Origin of the sequence: Amycolatopsis pittospori (genome assembly GCF_013870525.1) — a bacterium.
Taxonomy (GTDB): Bacteria; Actinomycetota; Actinomycetes; order Mycobacteriales; family Pseudonocardiaceae; genus Amycolatopsis; species Amycolatopsis pittospori.
The window spans coordinates 72,580-93,162 of record NZ_JACBXD010000019.1 but is presented as its reverse complement, the minus strand read 5'-3'; the positions used below and the strand labels follow the sequence as shown (position 1 = coordinate 93,162).

The window sequence follows — 20,583 nt, the reverse complement described above, 5'->3', positions numbered from 1 at the left end:
ACCCGTGATCAGCCGGACGCCACCCGTGTTTGGACGGACGGCACGCGTGATTGGACGGACGCCACGCGTGATCAGACGGACGGCACGTGGCGGGACGGCGGCGTGATCCCACCTGTACGCGTTCTTCTGGCCATGAAGGCCCCAATCCCGCGCGTGCCGTCCGTCCAGTCACGCGTGCCGTCCGTCTGATCACGAGAGTCGGCTGTCCAGTCACGAGTGACGGCTGTCTGGGCACGGGTGACGGACGTGCGGGTTTCGTGGACATCGCATTCAGAGGACTAAATGCGGCGGGCGAAGGGGTGGGTCAGGCGGCGGCGAGGGCGGTGACCCGCCACCGGCCGTCGGAACGTTCGGCGGTGACGCTCAGCTGGGCCGCGCCGGTACTGCGCTGCCCGTCCCCGCGTACGCCGGTCTGGTCCAGGAAAACCAGCAGCGACGCGCGGTCGCCGTCGAGCACCTTGACCCCGGAGACCACCGGTGTCGACGTCACGACGAGTTTCTGTTCCGCGGCCAGGTTCCGGACCTGCGCGAACAGCTGGTCGTACTGACCCAGCGCGGGTCCGGTCAGGACCTCTTTCGCGGCCTTCTCGCTCTTGGCGGGATCGTCGTAGCGGTAGGAAAAGATCGTGCCGAGCGCCTTGCCGATCTGGTCGCTCACCTCGGCGGTCGTGGCGACGTCGGTCAGCGCGGTGTTGTGGGTCAGCACCGCGGTGGCGTCCCGCGCCTCGACGGCGAACCATCCCGCGAGGCCCGCCATCACCAGTGCGACGGCGCCGAACACCAACGGGAGACGACGGCGCCGCACCGGCGGGACGACTTCCTCGACAGCGGGCTCCAAAACCGCCGACTCCGAGACCTCGGGAGCCTCGATGACGCTCGTCCGCGTAGACCCACCCATTTTCCCGGCCACCTTCACGGTGCGCCGGGCGGGTTTGACGGCTCGTTTCGTGGACATTCCGTCCTCCCTCAGGGCTTTCCGGTGTCGGTCACCGGGACCTGGCCGAGCGACGTGACCCGCCACCCGTCCGGTGTGCGGTTCAGGCCGGCGCGGAACCGGTTGTGCTTGGTCACGGCTTCCCCGCCGTCCGGCCGGACCTCGAGTTCGACCGCGGCGATCACTTCGGCGGTGCCGCCGCCACTGTCCACTTCGGTCACCGCCGCGTCGACGACCCGGCCGGTGGTGACGGTCTTCGCCTGGCCGATCCGGCCGAGGCCGCCATCGCGGTCTCGCGCGAGTTCGTCGTGCAACGCGCCTCCGGAGAGGTTCAGCCAGTTCTGATAGCCCTGTTCGGCCTGCCGGTAGTCCAAAGTGGTCAGTGCGGCGACGGCCTGACGTCCTGCCTGCAACGCGTCTTCGCGGACCGCGGCCCGCGCGACGCCGTCGTCTCTGCTCGCGTCCCACCAGGTGTAGCCGAACCAGGCGGCGAGCGCCGTGGCGACCACCGCGAGCGCGGCCGTGAGTCGAGTCATCAGCTTCACCTTCCAGGCACGTTCTGCGAGCCACGCACATTCGTCGGGTTGCCCTTCGGCAGGGCGCAGCGCGCGGCGGTGTTGAGCGGCCGCGGCGACGTGTCGAGGCCGTCGCGATAACCGGTTCCGTAGCCGGTGACGCACGGCGGCGGGTCGAAGAACGTCAGCGACAGACCGACATGCGCACCGTCCGGGCCCATGATCGCGTGGCCCGCCGCGACCGCCTTGGGCGCCGTGACCAGCAGTTGCTCGATGCCGTCCTGTCGCGACTCGAGCACATCCGCCGTCGTCAGGAGGTTCGCCAGCAGGATGCCGAGGCTGGGGCCGGACTCCCGCAGGAGAGCGCTCACCTCGTTCGCGGCCGCCGGGACCGCGGGGATCAGTCGGCGCAGGTCGCCGTCGGAGTTCTTCAGTGTCTCGGCGAGCAGTTTCGCGTTCGCCCCGAACGAGCGGATCGCGTCCGCCTGCTCCACCTGGGTGTCGAGGACGGTATGGGCGTCGGTGACGAACGTGGTCAGCGGGCCGACGTGCTCGCTCGCCTCCTTCACGAACTCGATCCCCCGCCCCACCAGCTGATCCAGCGCCGGGCCGGCGTCGGACGTCGCGTTGTACAGCTCGTCGACCACGGTCCGCAGCGCGGGCTTCGGCACCGAGTTGGCGAAGGAGTCCACACTGGACAGGACGACGTCCACCGGCAGCGGGATCTTCGTATCCGCCTCGCTGATCACCGAGCCGTCCCGCAACGTCGCCCCGTCGGCGCGGCGTGGCCGCAGATCGACGTACTGCTCACCGACGGCGGATCGGTTGGCGACGACGGCTTCGGTGTCCATGGGCACCGTCGGGCCGCCCGGCTCGATATCGAGATCGACCTCCATCCCGGAGGCCGTCAGCCGCAGTTCCCCGACCCGGCCGATCGGCACACCCCGGTAGGTGACCTCCGCGTTGCTGAAGATCCCGCCGCCGGTGGCGAATCGCGCCTTGACCGTGTAGCCGCGGTCCAGCACCAGCTTGTCCAGCCCCGCGTACGTCGCGCCGACGTACGCGACGCCGAGGACCGCGATGACCACGAAGGCCACCACCTGGGCACGGACGAGCTTGGTCTGCATCAGCGGCCACCACTGTTCTTGAAGGTCAGGAAGGTGTTCAGGTAGTCACCGCGGATGGCGTCCAGCGCGGCGTCGGGGAACGGGAAGGTGAAGATCATCTCCATCGCCTTCGGCAGTTTGTCCCCGGAATCGGCCAGCTTCCGCAACAGCGGTTCCAGCGCCTTCAGATCCGCGACGAGGTCGTCCTTGCTGCGGTTCACCGTGTCGACGGCGACCGTGGTGAGCCCGTCCAGCGACTTCAGCATCCCGACCAGCGCCTGACGCTGCTGGTTCAGGACCTCGATGCCGGGTGTAAGCCCGTTCAGGGTCGCCTTGATCTCTTCGGTGTTCGCGTTCAACGTCGCCGCGAGCTTGTTGACGCTCTCGATGGCACGGGTGATCTCCGCCTTGTGCTCGTCGAGCCCGCGGACGAAGGTGTCCAAATTGGACAACAGGCTGCGGGCCGCGCTCTCCTTGCCGCCGAGCGCGTCGTTGAGTTCGCGGGTGATGTTCTGCACCTGCGCGACGCCTCCACCATTGAGCAGCAAGGAAAGCGCTCCGAAGACCTCCTCGATCTCCGGGGTCAGCGACGAACGCGCCAGCGGGATGACGGCGCCGTCGGCCAGCCGCCCGCTCGGGGTCGCGTCGTCCGGCGGTGCGAGTTCGACGAACTTCTCGCCGAGGATGCTCGCCTGCCGCAGCCGGGCGATCGCGTTGGCCGGCAGGTTCACGTCCCCGTTGAGCAGCAGACCGACCACGGCGCTGCGCCCGTCCGGTGCGAGCTCGACCGTCCGCACCTGGCCCACCGGCACGTCGTTGACCTTCACCCCGGACTGCGGCACGAGGTCCAGCACGTTGGTGAAGCTCGCCTTGACGTGGATCGGGTGGTCCCCGAGCGCGGCACCGCCGGGCAGTGGGATGTCGTAGACGTCGACGCCACTACTGCAGCCGGTGGCGGCCAGCGTGAGGATCAGGACGGCGGCGCACTTGAGCCGGGCGTTCATTTCGCCCCCGAGAACTCGGTGATGTTCCCTCGGCCGTCGAGTGTTCCCGCACCCTGGTTGTACGCGCCGAGCACGTTCGCCAGCGCGTTCGGCGCGGCGTCGAGCGCCTCACCCAAGGACGCCTTCTGCTGGCTGAGCGCCTTGGTGATCTCGGCCAGTTTGTCCACATCGGACTTGACCTTGCCCCGGTTGTCCTTGATGAAACCCTGGACGACGCCGAGCGCCTCGGTGAGTTCGGTCATCGCGCCGGAGAACTGGTCCCGCTGGTCGGCGAGGATCTTGCTGATCGAGGAGATCTGCTGGATCGCCTGTTTCACCTGGCCGTCGTTCGAGGCGAGCATCGCGGTGAACTTGCTGATGTTGTCGACGGAGTTGAACAGGTCGTCCTTGGAATCGCTCGCCGTCCGGGCGAATTCGCCGAGGTTCTTGATCGCCTCGCCGAGTTTGCCGCCGTTGCCGTCGAGGTAGGTCGCGGCACGGGTCAGCACGTCGCTGACGGCGCCGTTCTTGTTGGCACCCTGGGGCCCCAGCGCGGTCATCAGCTGGTTGAGGCTGCCCAGGAGCTCGTCGACCTCGACCGGGGTCACCGTGCGATCGCGCGGGATCTTCGCGTCACCGCCCAATTCCGGACCGCCCAGGTACACCGGCGTGAGCTGGACGTACCGGTCGGCGACCAGACTCGGCGTGATCACGACTGCGCCGACGTCGACGGGCAGTTTGACGTCCGGCCGGACCGACATGGTCACCTCGACGGTGGTGCCGCGCGGTTCGACCCTGGTCACCGAGCCGACCGGGACGCCGAGCACGCGCACCTCGGTGTTCGCGTAGACCCCGACGGTCGCGGTGAAGTACCCGGTCAGGATCCGGTCGGCCTGCCGGGTCACGAGCGGCCAGACCGCCGTCACCAGCAGGCCGGCGACGACGGCGACGGACAGCCGCCGAACCCAAGCCCGTCGCCGGGCCTGCGTCCCGAGATCGGACAGCGTGAAGTGGCGCCCCATCAGCGTCCCCCGTTCCTCGACGGCATGCAGCTGCCCGGCGTGCCGCCGGTCGGCACGAGTCCGCAGATGTAGGTGTCGATCCAGCGGCCGTTGCCGACCGCGTTGCCGAGCAGCCGGTAGAACGGACCGGCCAGCCGCAGGCTCTCGCTGAGCTTGTCCTGGTTGCGCTGCAGCACGGTGGCGACGCGATCGAGCTGGTCGAGTGCCGGGCCGAGCGTCTTCTGGTTGTCCGCCACAAGGCCCTTGAGCTGCACCGAAAGGTTCTTGACGCCGCTGAACAGTTTCGCGATCGCGTCCTTGCGCGCGTTCAGCTCGGTCAGCAGCGTGTTGCCGTCGCGGATCAGCGCTTCGATCTGCTGCGACCGGTCGCCGAGCGTCTGCGACACCTTGTTCGTGTTCGCGAACAGCTTCACCAGCTCCTCGTCTCGGGACGCGAGCGTCTTCGACAGCGCGGTGATGCCGTCGAAGGCTGTCCGCACCTCCTGCGGCGTCGAGGCGCCGAGCGTCTCCGACAGCGTCCCGAACGCCTTCGCCAGCTGATCGGTGTCGATCGCGCCGACGGTGTTCGCCAGGTCGTTGAACACGGTGGTGACGTCGTACGGTGAGCTCGTGCGCTGCACCGGGATCGGCTCGTCCGGATCGAGTTCCGCGTTGCCGACCGGGTCGATGACCAGGTTCTTCTGCCCCAGCAACGTCTTGATCTTGATCGCGGCGGTGGTGCGGTTGCCGACCCAGGTGTCCTTGACCCGGAACAGGACCTTGACCCGGGCGCCGTCGAGCAGGACGTCGGAGACCTCGCCGACCTTCACCCCGGCGACACGGACCTCGTCGTTGACCTTGAGCCCGGCGGCCTCGGTGAACTCCGCCGTATAAGTGGTCCCGCCGCCGACCACCGGCAGGTCGTCGGAGAAGAACACCGCGGAACCGCCCACGGCCATCACCACCGCCGTCACGGCACCGACCGCGATCGGGTTGCGGCTGCGGAAGGGTTTGATCCGGGGCGCTTTCACCGGCACCGTCCTTGAGTGAGCGGGATGCCGACCGGCGGGCCGCCCGGGGCCGGCCGCGCGTCCGACTTCACCGAGCACAGGTAGAAGTTGAACCACGAGCCGTACGAGACCATGGCCCCCATCCGGTCCAGCTTCTTCGGCAGGTTCGCCAGGAACTGCTCGAACACGGGGGTGTTGTCGGCGAGGTTCTTCGACAGATCACCCAGCGCGCCGATGCTGTCCTTCAACGGCGCGCGACCCTCCTGGAGCAGGCCGGCGGTGGACGTGGTGAGTTCGCCGAGCCCACCGATCGCCTGCCCGATCGGCTTCGCGTCACCGGCGAGCCCGGAGACGAGCTGGGCGGTGACGTCGACGAGCTTGTCGAACTGGTCGCCCTGGGAGTTGAGCGTGTCGAGCACCGTGTTGAGGTTCCCGACCACCTGCCCGATCACCTCGTCCTTGCCCGCCAGCGTGTTCGTGAGCGACGCGGTGTGTTCGAGCAGGCTGTCGATGGTGCTCCCCTCCCCCTGCAACACCTGGACGATTTCGAACGACAACTGGTTGACGTCGTTCGGCGAGAGCGCTTGGAACAGCGGTTTGAAGCCGTTGAACAACGCGGTGAGATCCAGCGCGGGCGTCGTCCGTTCCGGCGGGATCAGCGCACCCTCGGTCAGTACGGCCGGACCGTCGGGGCCGGGATCGATCGAGAGGTACCGCTGCCCGACCAGGTTGCGGTACCGGATGGTGACGGTGGCACCCGCGGTGAGCCGGCGTTTGTCCTCGATCGAGAACCTCACGTCCGCCAGCCGCCGGTCGACCACGCCGATCGAGTCGACCTGGCCGATCCGGACGCCGGACATGCGGACCTCGTCACCGGGGTTGACCGAGGTCGCGTCGGTGAACCTGGCGGTGTAGCCGACCGTGGTGCCGACTCCCGAGTTCGCGATGGTGACGGCCAGGATCCCGGTGGCCACCGCGGTGATCACGAAGAAGATCAGGCCCTTGATCGCCGGGCCCGCCATACTCCTCATCGGACGGTCACCTCCGTTCCGCGCAGAGCCGGTCCGGCGAGCACGCTGCTCCAGTCCGGAACCTCGGCCGGCTTCATCCCGAGCGACGGCGCCAGGATTTCGGCGACCAGCCCTCGCTCCCCCTTCGAATTCGCCGGGCCGAGGTCCCCGTCAGTGGCGAACGAAACCGCCGTTGACGCCCCACCCCCGCCGTAACACCGGGGGCCGCCCTTCTGATCGAAACGCGGATCGTCCCGGCCGGGGACGTACTTGTCCCGTGGGTCGTGGACGGACAACGTCACGTGCAGGCCGGGCTCGCCGGTGCCCTTGCCGAGTGCCTTCTCCATCACCGGCTTGAGCCGGTTCACCGCGTCGAACAGACACGGGAACTCCGGCGAGTACCGGGAAAGCAGCTCCAGGGTCGGCCTGCTCTTGACGCTGACGCCGATGATGTTGTTCTTGTTCTCCACCAGGAATTTGTTCAGATCACCGCTCGCGGTGGTGACACTGGCGTACAGCTTGTCGAGATCCGCACGAGTGTCCACAATGGTCTTCGCGGTGGTCGAGAGGTCCGAGAGGGCCTTGAGGATGTCCGGCGCGGCCCCGGTGTAGAGATCGGCCACGTCGGCGAGTCCGGTGATGTCGGCCTTGAACCGCGGCATCAGCGGGTTCACCTTGCCGAGCAGGTCGTCGAGCTGGACGATGCTGTCCCCCAGGGACTTCCCGCGGTTGTCGAGGGCGAGCGAGATGGCGCCGAGGGAGCTGTTGAGCTTCTGCGGCTGAACCGCCCGGAGCAACGGCAGCAGATCGCCGAGCACACGTTCCAGTTCGATCGCGTTGGCCGACCGGTCCTGGGTGATGACGTCGCCGTCCCTCAGCGAACCGCCCGCGGGCCGGTCCGGCAGCACGAGATTGACGTACCGTTCACCGAACACCGTCTTCGGGAGCAGCCGGGCGGAAACGTTGCGCGGCAACTGATCGATCTTCGACGGGTCGATGGCGAGGTCGATCTCGGCGCCCTCCGCACTGCCTCGGACCGCCCTGACCTCACCGAACGGGACCCCGCGGACCTTGACCTCGGCGGGCGGGGCCAGCTGATTCCCGACCCGGTCGGTTTTGAGCGTGACCGTCTCCGCGCGGTCGAAGTCCTTGTCGTAGATCGCGACGGCGAGCCAGCCGAGCAGCACCAGGATGACGAGGAAGATCACCCCGGCCGCCTGCGTCCGTGCCCTGGTGGTCATCCGGACACCTTCACCGTCGTGGTCGCGCCCCAGATAGCCAGGCTGAGGAAGAGGTCCAGCACGCTGATCAGCACGATCGACGTCCGCACCGCGCGGCCGACCGCGACCCCGACGCCCGCCGGGCCGCCCGACGCGCGGTATCCGTAGAAGCAGTGCGTGAGGATGACACCGACGCTGAACACCAAGACCTTGCCGAACGACCACAGGACGTCTTCAGGCGGCAGGAACAGTGAGAAGTAGTGATCGTAGGTACCGCCGGACTGTCCGAAGAAGACGACCGTGGTCACTCGGGAACCGAGATAGGAGATCAGCAGGCCGATCACGTAGAGCGGGATGATCGCGATGAAACCGGCCACGATCCGTGTCGTGACGAGATAAGGCATGCTGCGCACGGCCATCACTTCGAGCGCGTCGATCTCTTCGGAGATCCGCATCGCGCCCAGTTGCGCGGTGAAGCCGGCGCCGACCGTCGCGGACAACGCGAGCCCGGCCGAAAGCGGCGCGATCTCGCGAGTGTTGAAGTACGCGGTGAGGAAGCCCGTCATCGCGGAGATGTTGATCTGGTTCAGTGCGCTGAAACCCTGCAGCCCCACGGTGATCCCGGTGAACACGCATAGGCCGACCATCACGCCGACGGTGCCGCCGATCACCGCGAGGGCACCGCTGCCGAAGGTCACTTCGGCGAGCAGCCGCACCACTTCGCGGAAGTAACGGGTGACGGCCATCGGGATGGCCGCGAGCGCGCGGACGTAGAACAGCAGCTGGTCGCCCAGCTCGAAAAGGCTGTTTCCGGGGCGTTTGAACGCTTCTCGGGCCCGCTCGGGGACGCTGGTCACGGGATCAGGTTCCCTTCGCGGGGACGAGCTGCAGGTACAGCGCGGTCAGGATGGTGTTGACGAAGAACAGGAGCAGGAACGTGATCACCACCGACTGGTTGACGACGTCGCCGACACCCTTGGGGCCGCCCTTGGGGTTCAGCCCCCGATAGGAGGCGACGACACCGGCGAGGAAACCGAAGATGAACGCCTTGATCGAGCTGACCACGAGGTCGGGCAACTGGGCCAGCGCGTTGAAGCTCGCGAGATACGCGCCCGGCGTCCCGCCCTGCACGATCACGTTGAAGAAGTAGCCGCCGAGCACGCCGACGACGCTGACCAAACCGTTCAGCAGGACCGAAACCCCGATGGCGGCCAGCACCCTCGGCACGATGAGCCGGTGGATCGGCGAGACGCCGAGCACCTCCATCGCGTCGATCTCCTCTCGGATCGACCGGGCCCCGAGATCAGCGCAGATCGCCGAACCGCCCGCACCGGAGATGATCAGCGTCGTCACGATCGGGCTCGCCTGCTGCACGACCGCCAGCACACTCGCCGCGCCGTTGAACTGCTGTGCGCCGATCTGGCTGGTGAGCGAGCCGAGCTGGAGCGAGATCACCGCGCCGAACGGGATCGAGACCAGGATCGCCGGCATGATCGAAACACTGGCGATGAACCAGAACTGCTGCACGAACTCGCGGACCTGCACCGGGCGGCGGAACATCGCGAGGATGACGTCGAGGCCCATGGCGCACATCCGGCCGAATTCGCGCAGCCCGGCGGCGATCTTCTCCGGGGCACGGGCGAGCAGGGCGACGGGATTGGTCATGGTCAGCTCCCACATCCGTTGGGGGGCGGGCCCGAACCGACGCAGCGCAGCCTGAGGTGGGTGACCAACGTGTTGCCCGGCCCGGAGACCAGGCCGGTGAGCAGCGGGCTCAGGTCCTCACGCACACCGCAGCCGGTGAATCCCGGCGTCGTGAAGGTGCTGGTGGCCTTGACCGGCGGGGCGGGGAATCCGAGCGGCATCAGCGCCTTGATGTTCACCGCGACCGATTGCGCGGTCCGGCAGTTCGGGCCGACTTCGAGAGGCCTACCGTCCACTTTGACGTCCGACAACTTGATGAACATCTTCGACGTGACGTCGGAATCACCGCAGAGGTTGGTGCCGACGGATTTGCAGTTGGTCGTGGCGCCGGTCCTCACCTCGACGGTGCCGGTGGCGTCGCCGTCCGGGACCAGTTCGACCGTGCCCGTGGCGGGCATGAACCGGAAGGACACGAAGTAGCTCGACGTCACCGGGATGGCGAGCTTGCCGGTGATCGGCACCCGGCCCGAAAGACCTTGGAGCGCGCCGTCGAACCGGCCCTGCGGGAAAGTGATGTCGGAGCCCAGTTTGGCGACGTGGCTCGTCGTGGGCTGCTGGTCGTCGCCGACGTAGAAGCCGAACGGGAGCCCGGCGGCGGCCACCGGTCCGGCGGGTGTTTCCTGCTGAACCGCCTGCTGTGTTCGTGCCGGGTCGGCGGACGAGGCGGAAGCCAGTGAAAGCGCCCCCAGCCCCAGCACCGCCGGGAGCAGGAAGGCGCGCAGAACGCGCCCGGTCATCACTGACATTCGGGCTTCCTCACTTCTACTTCTCCGGCCGAACGGCCAACTTGTGCAGCACGCTACTGGCGGAAGATCAGGGAAACAAGCAATGCTCGAATCCGGTTTCGAGCGGGCGAAATGTTGTTATGCGCGTGACGGTTTGGGAGTGGGGGTCGTGAGTGGCGATTCGTGTTCTAACCCGAATCGCCACTCACGAGGTTCGCCCTACTTCTTGGTGAGGTTCACTTCCAGGCTGTTCCCGTCCCCGGAGACCATCGCGCTGATCATCGGGGTCAGCAGACCACAGCCGCGGAACTGCGGCAGTTTGTACTCCGCCGTCAGCTTGCCGCCCTTCAGCGGATTGAAGCCGTGTGCGGAGACCAGCGGGATGTTCGCCGGCTGGGCGGTCTGGCACGACGAGCTCGCCATGATCGGGAACCCGAAGAGCCGCACCGCGAGCAGGTTGACGTCGGCCTTCGCGTCGGCCTTGACCGCACCGGCCGTGACGGTGCCCGCCACGTCACCGACCTGCTTGATCTTCACCGTCGCCGAGGCCGGGAAGAAGCCGAGGAAACGGAACTGCACCGACGACGGCGGCAGCGACAGCTGTCCGGTGAACTTGCCCGACTGGGCGTTCAGCTTCGCGCTGAACTCGCCGGGACCGAGCGGCAGCTTCGCGTTCAGCCCGGCGATGGTGGTCTTGCCCTTCACGCCGTAGGTGATCTTCGTGTCGCCCGGCGGCTGCGTCGTGGTCGGCACCGTCGTCGGGCTCGTCGGCTGGGTCGTCGGCGTCGGCTCCGTGGTGGGAGTCGGTTCCGTCGTCGGCGTCGGCTCGGTCGTCGGCGTCGGCTGAGTGGTCGGGGTCGGCTCCGTGGTCGGAGTGGGCTCGGTCGTCGGCGTCGGTTCCGTCGTCGGCGTCGGCTGAGTCGTCGGCGTCGGCTCGGTCGTCGGAGTGGGCTCCGTGGTCGGAGTCGGTTCCGTCGTCGGCGTCGGCTCTGTGGTCGGCGTCGGCTGAGTCGTGGGCGTCGGCTCGGTCGTCGGAGTCGGCTCGGTGGTGGGAGTCGGTTCCGTCGTGGGAGTCGGCTCCGTGGTCGGGGTCGGTTCCGTCGTCGGGGTCGGTTCCGTCGTCGGGGTCGGCTCCGTCGTCGGCGTCGGCTCCGTGGTGGGGGTGGTCGGCGTCGTCGTGCCACCACCGGCGGGTTTGATGTCGAACGTCCCCAGCAGCTGGTTCTGGCCGGGCTGGACGACGCAGTCCGAGGTGAAGGTGCCGAGGTCGGTCGGCTGCCCCTGCGCGTTCTTCGGGGTCATGGTGGTGGCGAAGTTCCCCACCGTGACCGACGCGGTGCCCGCGCTGGGGAAGGTGACGGCGGGCGCCTTACCGCTCGTCTTGACGTGGAAATCGCCCGACTCGGGCACCGGCGTCACCGGGATGGCCAGCGGCAGGCCGAGGTTCAGGGTCTTGTCGACCGGGTACTTCAGCACCGCGGCGGCCTTGGCGCTGCCTTCGATCGTGGTCGCGCCGACCAGCGCGAGTCCCGCGGTCGCGTCCGCCGGGACGGTGACGTCGACGTCGAACGTGATCGGGGTGGACGTCTTCCCGGCCACGGCGTCGTCCGGCAGGACGGTGTCGATCTTCACGACCAGGGTCTGGTCACCGATCAACGGGAACGGGCAGGTGTACTTCAGCGTCAGCGACGCGGGCGCCGCCTCGCTCAAGCCCGCCCCGGCGATGCCCAGGGTGGCCGCGACGGCGGCCACCGTGCCGGCGGCCAAGGCCTGCACGGATCTTTTCGACTTCAGTTTCTGTGGGAACTTCACAACGGTCACTCCCGGGGAATCGGAGAAATTGCGTGACACAACCGAAACGGGCAGGCCACGGAAGCGGTAAATTACCTGTGGCCCCCACCACCGGCAAGGACCCCGAATGCCGACCCGTTTCTTTGTCATCCGGGTGAGGTCGGCCTTCGAATAGACTGGCATCGGCACCCGCCGGAACCCCTTTTTGTCACCCGGGTCAACAGACTGCCGAGCAGAACTGTCAACCGCGAATTCTTGTGACGCGCATGCGGTGTGCGCCAACCGGAATTGTCACGCGCGTCCTGAGTCCGTGCGCGTTCATTGCGGCCGTACCGAATACCTCGGTACGTTCGGCGGACCGATCCCAGGGAGTGGCGATGGAGCAGGCTGCCATCGAGGTGACCGGCCTCGCCAAGACCTACGGTGAGGTGACGGCCCTCGCCGGCGTCGATCTTCGCGTCGGCCGCGGCACCGTGCTCGCGGTACTCGGCCACAACGGCGCCGGGAAGACGACGCTGATCGACATCCTCAGCACCCGCGTCAAACCGAGCGGCGGCAACGCGAAGGTCTGCGGTTTCGACGTCGTCCGCGCCGGGCGCCACGTCCGGAAGCGGATCGGGGTCACCGGCCAGTTCGCGGCGGTCGACGACGCGTTGTCGGGCCGGGGCAATCTCGAACTCGTCGCGCGACTGCTGGGCGCGGACCGGCGTCAAGCGAGAGCGCGCTCGGCCGAACTGCTCGCCATGTTCGGGCTCGACGACGCCGCGGACCGTCCCGCGCGGACGTACTCCGGCGGGATGCGGCGGCGGCTCGACCTGGCGGCGGGACTGGTCGGCTCCCCCGAGGTCCTCTTCCTCGACGAGCCGACGACCGGCCTCGACCCGCTCAGTCGCGCGGGACTCTGGGACGGCGTCGAACGGCTAGCCGCCCGAGGCACCACGGTCGTGCTCACCACCCAGTACCTCGAGGAGGCCGACCGGTTGGCGGACACCGTCATCGTGCTGGGGCTGGGCCACGTCACGGTTTCCGGGCGGCCGTCGGAATTGAAGGCCCGCCTCGGGGAACGGACCGCGACCCTGACCTTCGGCACCGACCTGGCCAGCCGCCGGGCCCTGGCCGCGTTGCACCGGCTCGGCATGCACTGCACGGCGTCGGCCTCCGGGCTCGTGGTCGCCGTCGCGCTGTCCGGGCCCTCCGACATCACCATGCTGGTCCGCGCGCTCGACGCGGCGGGCGCGCCGATGAAGGACCTCACCGTCGCCGAACCCACGCTCGACGACGTCTACCTTTCCCTGCACCGGAATCCGGCGGTCCCGTCATGACCGAAGCACGCCACCGCGCGCCGTCACCGGTGAGGCTGACCGATCCGGCGGCCTGGCCGCCGAGCACGTTCGCCACCCAGGTCCGAGTCCTCGCGGGGCGTTCGCTGAAGACGGCGTTCGGGGACAGGCGGCTGGTGTTCTTCGGGCTCCTGCAGCCGATCGTGCTGCTCCTGCTGTTCAGCCAGGTCTTCAACGGCGTCAGCACCCTGCCCGGCGTCGCGGCCTATCAGGGTTACGTGAACTTCCTCGTCCCGGCGACGCTGGTGAACATCGCGATGACGACGGCGATGAGTTCCGGCGCCGGCCTGCTCGCGGAGATCTACAGTGGATTCACCGGACGCCTGCGCTGCCTGCCGATCAGTCTGTCCGCCGTCCTGGTCGCCAGGACCATCTCCGACTCCGCCCGGCTCGGCGTGCAGTTGCTCGTGACCGCGTTCGCGAGTGTGGTGCTGCTCGGATTCCGGCCCACCGGCGGCGTTTTCGGTGTCACCGCGGCACTTCTGCTGACACTCGTCGTCGGCTGGTGCCTGAGCTGGATCTTCGTCGCCATCACGACCTGGCTGCGCAAGGCCGAAACGCTGCAGATGGCGTCCTTCGTGGTCATGTTCCCGCTGATGTTCTCGTCCAGCGCCTACATGCCGCTCGACACCATGCCCACCTGGCTGCGGGTGGTCTCGGCGATCAACCCGCTGACCTACGCCATCGACGCGACGAGGGCGCTCGCGCTCGGACGGCCGTCCGGCTGGTCGATCCCGGTGTCGCTCGGGATCGCGGCGGTGGCGGCGCTCGCGGGCGGGTGGATCGCGGCGAGGACGTTCCGCTCACCCCGGGAGACCTCGCCGAGGTGACCGGACGGCAGGCCCACGCGCCGTTCCCGACCGCGCGTCATCCTGGACGTTGCGAAAGCCACTTTCGCAACGTTGAAGGTTGCGAAAGTGGCTTTCGCAACACGCGAGTCTTGGCGCGCCTGGTCCGGGTCAGCCCTTGTGCGGCAGGGACTCCACGTGGTCCACGGCGGCCACGACTCCCCCGGCCGCCGCGAACGAAGCCCGCACCCGCGCGGCCGCCGCGGCGTAGGCGGGCTCGGTCAGGACGTCCGTGATCGTGCGGCGGATGTCGGGCGCCTTCACGCGGTCGAACCGCAGTCGTAGCCCCGCGCCCGCCGCCTCGACCTGCTGCGCCAGCATCGACTGGTCGTCCCGGATCGGGGCGATCACCAGCGGCAGCCCGGACGCGAGGGTCTCGCTGACGGTGTTGTGCCCGCCGTGGCAGATCACCGCGGCCGCCTTCCGCACCACTTCCGCCTGCGGAATCCGTTTGGCCAGCAGCACGTCTTCGCTGAACAGTTCGCCACCCGGATCGACGACCAGCCCTTGCACTTCAGGCATCCCGGCGAGGGCGTCGACGCATTCGGACAGGAAGCGGCGGCCGAGTGCGGCGTTGGCGGTGCCGAGGGTGACGAGCACGAGCGGACGGCCGTCGAGCCGATGCCACGGGAAGCCCACCGGCGGAGCGGGAGCCAGTGCCGGACCGACGAACCGGACAGCGCCGGCGTCGGCGATCGGGCCCGTCAAGGTCACGGTGGTGAAGGCGAGCACGAGATCCGGTGAGAAGCGCAGGTCACCGCAGGAAACCCGGTGCCGGTCACGGAGCTCTTCCTGCAGCTTGCCGACCCAGGCGGCGATCTTCGGCATGGCGCCCAGCGGGTCGCCGAGTTCGGTCGACGTCGACGCCGAAGTCACCCACGGCAGGCCGCGGCGGCTCGCCACCAGGGCGCCCGCGAAGGCCTGCTGATCGGTGATCACGACGTCGGGCCGGAAGTCGGCGACGGCCTTCTCGACCCCGGGCACCATCGCGTCGGCGAGCGGGACGAGGTACTGCTCCCAGAGGAACTTCAACGCCGCGAAACCCCGCAAACCCTCGGGACGTCGCTCGACGGCGAACTCCAGCGCGTCCCCGGCCGCGTACACCCGGCCCGCCCGAGTCAGTTCCGACGTGGAGGGCTCCGGTCCGCACCAGGCGACGTCGTGCCCGCGGTCCACCAGTTCGGTGGCGACGGCGCGCAACGGCGCCACATGTCCGGTCAGCGGTGGGACGACCAGCAGGAAACGGCTCATCCGCGTGGCCTCCCGTGCCGGGCGATCCAGTTCAGAAGCAGCTCCCGCACCTCGCGGTGCTGCTCGACGAGGACCGAATGCCCCTGCCCCTCGAACACGTGCAACTCACCGCGAGGCAGCAAGGACGTCAACGCGTTCAGATCGTCGGCCTGGTACCCGTGACTGCCCAAAATGGACAGTACCGGGCAGTCGATCCCCGCGACCTGGTCCAGCGTCAGCAACGGGCCGAGCGGGACCTCTTCGGCCATCGACGTCGCCATGATCCGCTCGGCCGCCATTCTCGCGAGCCGCCGGTGATGGGCGCTGTAGTTGGCCTCGATCCAGTCGAAGCTTTCCTCGACCTTGAGGAACCGCACGGTGTGTTCGAGGATCCGCGCCATCTTGTCGGCCCACGACTCGGTCGCGGGCTCCGACTCGATGCAGACGATGCTGCGCACGCGATCCGGTTTCGCGACGGCGTAGCTGTAGGCGAGAGTGCCGCCGAAACTGTTGCCCACCAGGTGGACCGGCCGGTCCAGATCGAGCTGGGACAGCAGGTCGTCGAGGTCGGCCATGAAATCCGCGATCGTGTACCCGCGTTCGGGGCGTTCGGTCTTGCCGTGCCCGCGCAGGTCGTAGCTGATCACGTCCACGCCGGCGGCGGCGACCGGCGGGGCCAGCGTGAGGTAGAAACTCGCCAGGCTGTCGGTCCCCATCCCGTGCAGGAACACCACGGTCTCCGTACCCCCGCCGGGCACGAGCTGCACGTTCGTGCGCAGCCCGTTGACGGTCATCGTCGGCACCGGGTCAGCCCCGTTCGCCGAGGCGCGCGGCCACGTAGTCCGCGATGTCGCCGACGCGCAGTCCGATCACGTCGTCGAGGTCCTTCTCCGCCAGGAACTCCGCGAGGTTGACGTCGGCGCCGAAGAACTCGGCGAGGATGCTCGCGAAGGTCACCAGGTCGATGCTCTCCAGCTGGAGGTCCTCGTGGAAGGTGGTCTCCGGGGTGATCTCGATGCCCAGTACGTCGGTGTCACCGACCAGCTCTCTGAGCAACTCGGCCACGGTGCCGAAGACGGAGGCCGGGCTGTGCTGTTCGATGGTCATGCTCTGCTCCTGTTCCTACCCGCGGTTCCAGGCCACGACGTGCCCGGCTGTCCCGGCGAACTCCACCCCTGGGCCGATTTCCTCGGCCAGCCCCGCCAGATCGCCCTCGGCGCGGACGGCGATCCGGGGCGGCGGCTCGGTCGCGTCACGGACGAGTGCGACGGCGAGGTCCCCGGTCTTCGCGACGGCGACCGCCGCGACCAGATCCGGCAACACCCTGCCGTGCTTCCCGGACACCGTCCTGCCGTCGGCGCTCACGCGGATCTCGGCCGGATAGATCCCGTCGACGCCCTCGGCGGCCAGCCGTGCGCGGACGGCGTCCTTGATCGCGATCCGTTCCAGCAGCCAGCCACGCTGCCGCCTCGGGGCACAGGCGGCGAACTCGGCGCGTTCCTCCGAACCGAGGTGGACGCCGGCGTAGATGTCGCGTGCGGCCGGACTCGGCCAGCGGTCGGTGACCAGCGTCCAAGCCCCTTGGTGCTCCTCGGAAAGCCGGTGCGCGTCCGGGAACGCGTAGACCCGGTGTGCGGCGCGGTCGCACGGGAAGCGGATGTCGCGCCATTGTTCGATCCGGGCCAGCACGGCGCCGTCGCGCACCAGTTCGGCGTCCATCTCCAGCACGTCCGGCCGGGGCAGCCGGACCCGGACCACGCACCGCAGCGACGTCCCCGGCGCCGGTTCGGGGCCGAACCAGGTGATCCGGCCCATCGACGTCGGGAAGGCGAGCAGCGCGTCCGCCTTGGTCGCCATCAGCCAGCAGCCCAGCAGCTGGCCGACGTTGTCCAGCAGCGCGCCGGGCGCCGAAGGCACGACGAGATCGCCGCGGATATGCCGTTCGCCGAGGCCGATCAGCCGGGCCAGCCCCTGATACGCCGGGCCGTGGAACATCTCCCGGCGCGAGTAGATCTCGGCGGCGGTCAGCGGTGGCGCGGTCTCCGGTCCCGGCAGCGGCGAAGGCCGCGGCGCGGTGGGATACCGCTGTGCCAGCTGGACGTCCATGCTGGCGTGTGGTCCGATCTGGACACTGATGCGGTTCCCTTCGCGCGTCATCGAGAGCGGTACGCGCTGGGCGGGAGCCGCGATCAGCCAGCGGGAGAACGCCGCGTTCGCCACGCCGGTCGCGATCATTCCCGGCCAAGCCCGCTCGGCGGCCCGGCAGGCCATGGCGATCAGTGTCGTCGCGGGTACGGTCGGGCGGAAGTCCGCCTCTTCCGGCCAGCCCTCACGCTGCCGGAAGAAACGGTGGTCCACCAGATACGGCATGGCCGCGAGCGAGACGTCCACGGTGGACTCGGCGGCGCGCCGGGCGGCCGCGTTGACGACACTCGCCGCGGCTTGCCGAGTCTCGGCGAGCAACGCGCTGAACTCCGCGACGATCGCGTCCGGCACCCCTTCGCCCAGCTCGGGCACCTCACCAGTGCCTTCGAACATGCCCTTGACCTCGTCGGAGACCGAGAGCAGCGCGCCCGCGGTGTCGATCCGGGTCCGGCGTGGTTCCAGCGCGTCGAACGACGGCCGTCCACCCTCGACCCAGACCGCGGTGGCGACCCGGCGCAACTGGGCGAGGCCCGTCCGCGTACCGGACGACGCCGCGATCACCAGATGCGGCCGGTCCCCCAGCGTGTCCGCCACGAAGGAACCGACCTGACCGGCGCCCGCCTGCACGAACACGCGGGCGCCGTCGGCGTAGAGCGCGTCGACGAGTTCCCGGAACCGGACCTTGCGCACCAGATGGGCCAGGTACAGCTCGCGGACCTCCACCGGCGACGCGGGATACGGCCGCGCGGTGGTCGCCGACCACACCGGGACACGCGGCGCCTTCAGCTCCAGTTCCGCCGCGAGGCGGGTGAACGGGCCGAGCCGCGAGCGCATCAGCGGGGTGTGGAAGCCGGACCGGAACGGCAGTGTCCTCGCGACGATGCCGTGCTGGGTGCAGAGCCGGGCGAGCCGGGACGCGGCCGCCGGATCACCGCAGACGATCGTCTGACGTGGCGCGTTCTCATGGGAGATCATCAGTTCCGGCTCGGCGTCGAGCAGCCCTGCCGCGCGCTCCGCGGAACAGCCGAGCACCAGGAACTCGGCGTCCGGCAAGGTGAAGCCCTGCGGCCAGTAGCGGTTCAACAAGTCCTCTGTGGACCGTCCTGGGTACATTCCGGCGGCCTGCATGGCGGTCCACTCGCCCACGCTGTGCCCGGCGAGCAGATCCGGGGCGATCGCGAGCCGTCGCAGCGCGGTGTCGAGCAGCAGGCCGACCTGGGAAACGCTCGACGCGCGGGAAAGCACGCTCGTGGTCGACCACTCCGGCCGGTCGAGGCCGAAATGCCGGGCGACGTCGGCGCAGCGCGGTTCCGCGTCCGCTTCGAGGCCCGGATAGACGAACGCGGTCTTCGCGCCGTCCTGCTCCAGCAAGGGCGACATGCTGCACCAGATGTCGTTCGGGCCGTGCCAGGACTTGCCTTCGGCCGCGACCTTCGCGAGCACCCTCCGCGCGACCTCGATACGTTTCTCGGTCGGTCCGACGATCCCGATGCGGCAGGGTCCCTGTCCTCCGGACTCCTGGGCTCCGCGATCGAGCAAGGCGCGGAGACCGCCGGGCGTGGCCGCCGCGAGCCGCAGGATCCGCTCCGGTTCCCCGGTCACCTTGGCCCGGCGCGGCCGTGCGGGCGCCGGATCGGCCTCCTCCAGCACCACATGCGCGTTGACCCCGCCGAAACCGAAGGCGTTGACCGCGGCCCGGCGCGGCACCTCGCCCGCCGCCCACGGTTCGGCTTCGGACAGCGTCCGAAACCTGGTCTTGTCCAGCAGCGGACTCGGATCCGCGCAGTTCAGGGCCGGTGGCAGGACGGCGTGGTGCAGCGCCAGCGCCGCTTTGACCAGTCCGGCGGCGCCGGCGGTCGGCATGGTGTGCCCGATCATCGCCTTGACCGCACCGATCACGGCGCGAGGTCCGTCGGGTGGGCCGAACACCTCGGCGAGGGTGGCGAGTTCGGCCGCGTCCCCGGTGGGCGTCGCGGTCCCGTGCGCCTCCAGCAGGCCGAGCGAACCGGGCGCGGCGGGATCGAGACCGGCCGACGCCCACGCGCGGCGCAGCGCCAGGATCTGCCCGGACACGGCCGGGCTGAGCAGGCTCGCGCCCTTGCCGTCGCTCGATGTCCCCGAACCACGCAGTACGGCGTAGACCCGGTCGCCGTCCCGGCGCGCGTCGTAGAACCGTTTGAGCACCACGATCGCGGTGCCCTCGCCGATCAGGAGGCCGTCCGCGTCCCGCGAGAACGGGCTGATCCGCTGACTCGGCGAGAGCGCGCCGAGCTGCGTGAACATCGACCACAGCGTGTCGTCGTGGCAATGGTGCACACCGCCGGCCAGGACGACGTCGCAGCGGCGCCGCGCGAGTTCCCCGATCGCCTGGTCCACGGCCAGCAACGAGGACGCGCAAGCGGCGTCCACCGTGTACGCGGGCCCGCCGAGGTCGAGCCGGTTGGCCACACGCGACGCGGCGAGGTTCGGTACCAGCCCGATCGCGGTGTCGGGCCGGAACTCGCCGAGCGGTTCCAGCAACGCGTCCCGCAGCCGGCCGAGCACCTCCGGGCTCGCCGACGGCAGGAGTTCCCGTACGGTGCCGGTGATCTGGCGGACCGACCGGACACGCTGTTCGAACCGCTGCAGCCCGGGTGAGAGATAGCCGCCCCGGCCGAGGATGACGCCGACGCGTTCGAGATCGCCCAGCCGCCGCACGCCACCGGCGTCGTCGACCGCCGACGCGGCCACGGCCAGCGCGACCAGCTGATCCGGCTCCATCCCGGCGACGGAGCTGGGCGCGATGCCGAGCGCGGCGGCGTCGAACTCCAGGCTGTCCGCGACGAAACCGCCGCGCCGCCCGTAGGTACGGTCGGGAGTGCGGCCGTCGCCGTCGTGGAAACTCGGATCCCACCGGTGCGGCGGGATCTCGGTGATCGCGTCGGTGCCGGAAACGATGTTCCGCCAATACTCGTCCACGGTGGACGCACCGGGCAGGTGCACGCCCAGGCCGACGATCGCGACGGGCTCCTGGTTCACCAC

18 protein-coding genes are annotated in these 20,583 nt (G+C 69.2%); 2 read left to right on the top strand and 16 right to left on the bottom strand.

Annotated features, from left to right (window positions below; translation table 11 throughout):
* Positions 1-304: 304 nt before the first annotated feature.
* From H5J31_RS13690 to H5J31_RS13635, 12 genes are all read right to left on the bottom strand, one after another.
* Positions 305-955: a hypothetical protein gene (locus H5J31_RS13690; RefSeq protein ID WP_181772916.1), complete on the bottom strand. Its 651-nt coding sequence runs from the start codon at positions 953-955 to the stop codon at positions 305-307.
* A gap of 11 nt (positions 956-966) precedes the next feature.
* The gene (locus H5J31_RS13685) at positions 967-1,470 is read right to left on the bottom strand and encodes a hypothetical protein (RefSeq protein ID WP_181772915.1); all 504 of its coding nucleotides are present in this window, start codon (positions 1,468-1,470) and stop codon (positions 967-969) included.
* A gap of 5 nt (positions 1,471-1,475) precedes the next feature.
* Positions 1,476-2,576, bottom strand: coding sequence for an MCE family protein (locus H5J31_RS13680; RefSeq protein WP_181772914.1), 1,101 nt, complete (start codon positions 2,574-2,576; stop codon positions 1,476-1,478).
* A complete protein-coding gene (locus H5J31_RS13675; protein ID WP_181772913.1) occupies positions 2,576-3,559 on the bottom strand; it encodes an MCE family protein in 984 nt (327 codons plus the stop codon). Before H5J31_RS13675 ends, H5J31_RS13680 begins: the two co-directional genes overlap by 1 nt.
* A complete protein-coding gene (locus tag H5J31_RS13670; RefSeq protein ID WP_181772912.1) occupies positions 3,556-4,560 on the bottom strand; it encodes an MCE family protein in 1,005 nt (334 codons plus the stop codon). Before H5J31_RS13670 ends, H5J31_RS13675 begins: the two co-directional genes overlap by 4 nt.
* Positions 4,560-5,570 (bottom strand): MCE family protein, encoded by a 1,011-nt coding sequence (locus tag H5J31_RS13665; RefSeq protein WP_328701476.1) that lies wholly within the window; start codon positions 5,568-5,570, stop codon positions 4,560-4,562. The genes H5J31_RS13670 and H5J31_RS13665 overlap by 1 nt, the downstream gene beginning before the upstream one ends.
* On the bottom strand, positions 5,567-6,580 hold the full coding sequence (locus tag H5J31_RS13660; protein WP_181772911.1) for an MCE family protein: 1,014 nt from the start codon (positions 6,578-6,580) through the stop codon (positions 5,567-5,569). The genes H5J31_RS13665 and H5J31_RS13660 overlap by 4 nt, the downstream gene beginning before the upstream one ends.
* Positions 6,577-7,800 carry an MCE family protein gene (locus tag H5J31_RS13655; RefSeq protein WP_181772910.1) on the bottom strand — a complete coding sequence of 408 codons (1,224 nt, stop codon included), beginning with the start codon at positions 7,798-7,800 and terminating at the stop codon, positions 6,577-6,579. The genes H5J31_RS13660 and H5J31_RS13655 overlap by 4 nt, the downstream gene beginning before the upstream one ends.
* Positions 7,797-8,636, bottom strand: coding sequence for an MlaE family ABC transporter permease (locus H5J31_RS13650; protein ID WP_181772909.1), 840 nt, complete (start codon positions 8,634-8,636; stop codon positions 7,797-7,799). The genes H5J31_RS13655 and H5J31_RS13650 overlap by 4 nt, the downstream gene beginning before the upstream one ends.
* Positions 8,637-8,640: 4 nt before the next feature.
* Complete coding sequence (locus H5J31_RS13645; protein WP_181772908.1) at positions 8,641-9,444, bottom strand: MlaE family ABC transporter permease; 804 nt, start codon at positions 9,442-9,444, stop codon at positions 8,641-8,643.
* 2 nt (positions 9,445-9,446) lie between these two features.
* Positions 9,447-10,229 (bottom strand): hypothetical protein, encoded by a 783-nt coding sequence (locus H5J31_RS13640; protein WP_181772907.1) that lies wholly within the window; start codon positions 10,227-10,229, stop codon positions 9,447-9,449.
* Between the two features lie 198 nt (positions 10,230-10,427).
* A complete protein-coding gene (locus H5J31_RS13635; protein ID WP_181772906.1) occupies positions 10,428-12,020 on the bottom strand; it encodes a DUF6801 domain-containing protein in 1,593 nt (530 codons plus the stop codon).
* 356 nt (positions 12,021-12,376) lie between these two features.
* On the opposite strand from H5J31_RS13635, the gene H5J31_RS13630 reads away from it, so the two are divergent.
* Together H5J31_RS13630 and H5J31_RS13625 are read left to right on the top strand one after the other, a co-directional pair.
* Positions 12,377-13,321: an ATP-binding cassette domain-containing protein gene (locus H5J31_RS13630; RefSeq protein WP_181772905.1), complete on the top strand. Its 945-nt coding sequence runs from the start codon at positions 12,377-12,379 to the stop codon at positions 13,319-13,321.
* Positions 13,318-14,169, top strand: coding sequence for an ABC transporter permease (locus H5J31_RS13625; RefSeq protein ID WP_181772904.1), 852 nt, complete (start codon positions 13,318-13,320; stop codon positions 14,167-14,169). Before H5J31_RS13630 ends, H5J31_RS13625 begins: the two co-directional genes overlap by 4 nt.
* 129 nt (positions 14,170-14,298) lie before the next feature.
* Here the strand turns inward: H5J31_RS13625 and H5J31_RS13620 are convergent, their stop codons facing one another.
* The 4 genes from H5J31_RS13620 to H5J31_RS40425 are packed head-to-tail and all read right to left on the bottom strand — an operon-like array spanning position 14,299 to position 20,583.
* Positions 14,299-15,438: a glycosyltransferase gene (locus tag H5J31_RS13620; protein ID WP_181772903.1), complete on the bottom strand. Its 1,140-nt coding sequence runs from the start codon at positions 15,436-15,438 to the stop codon at positions 14,299-14,301.
* Positions 15,435-16,220 carry an alpha/beta fold hydrolase gene (locus H5J31_RS13615; RefSeq protein WP_181772902.1) on the bottom strand — a complete coding sequence of 262 codons (786 nt, stop codon included), beginning with the start codon at positions 16,218-16,220 and terminating at the stop codon, positions 15,435-15,437. Before H5J31_RS13615 ends, H5J31_RS13620 begins: the two co-directional genes overlap by 4 nt.
* 4 nt (positions 16,221-16,224) lie before the next feature.
* Positions 16,225-16,524, bottom strand: a complete 300-nt coding sequence (locus H5J31_RS13610; RefSeq protein ID WP_181772901.1) for a phosphopantetheine-binding protein — start codon at positions 16,522-16,524, stop codon at positions 16,225-16,227.
* 15 nt (positions 16,525-16,539) lie between these two features.
* Entirely contained in the window at positions 16,540-20,583 is a 4,044-nt protein-coding gene (locus tag H5J31_RS40425) for a beta-ketoacyl synthase N-terminal-like domain-containing protein (RefSeq protein ID WP_181772900.1), read from the bottom strand.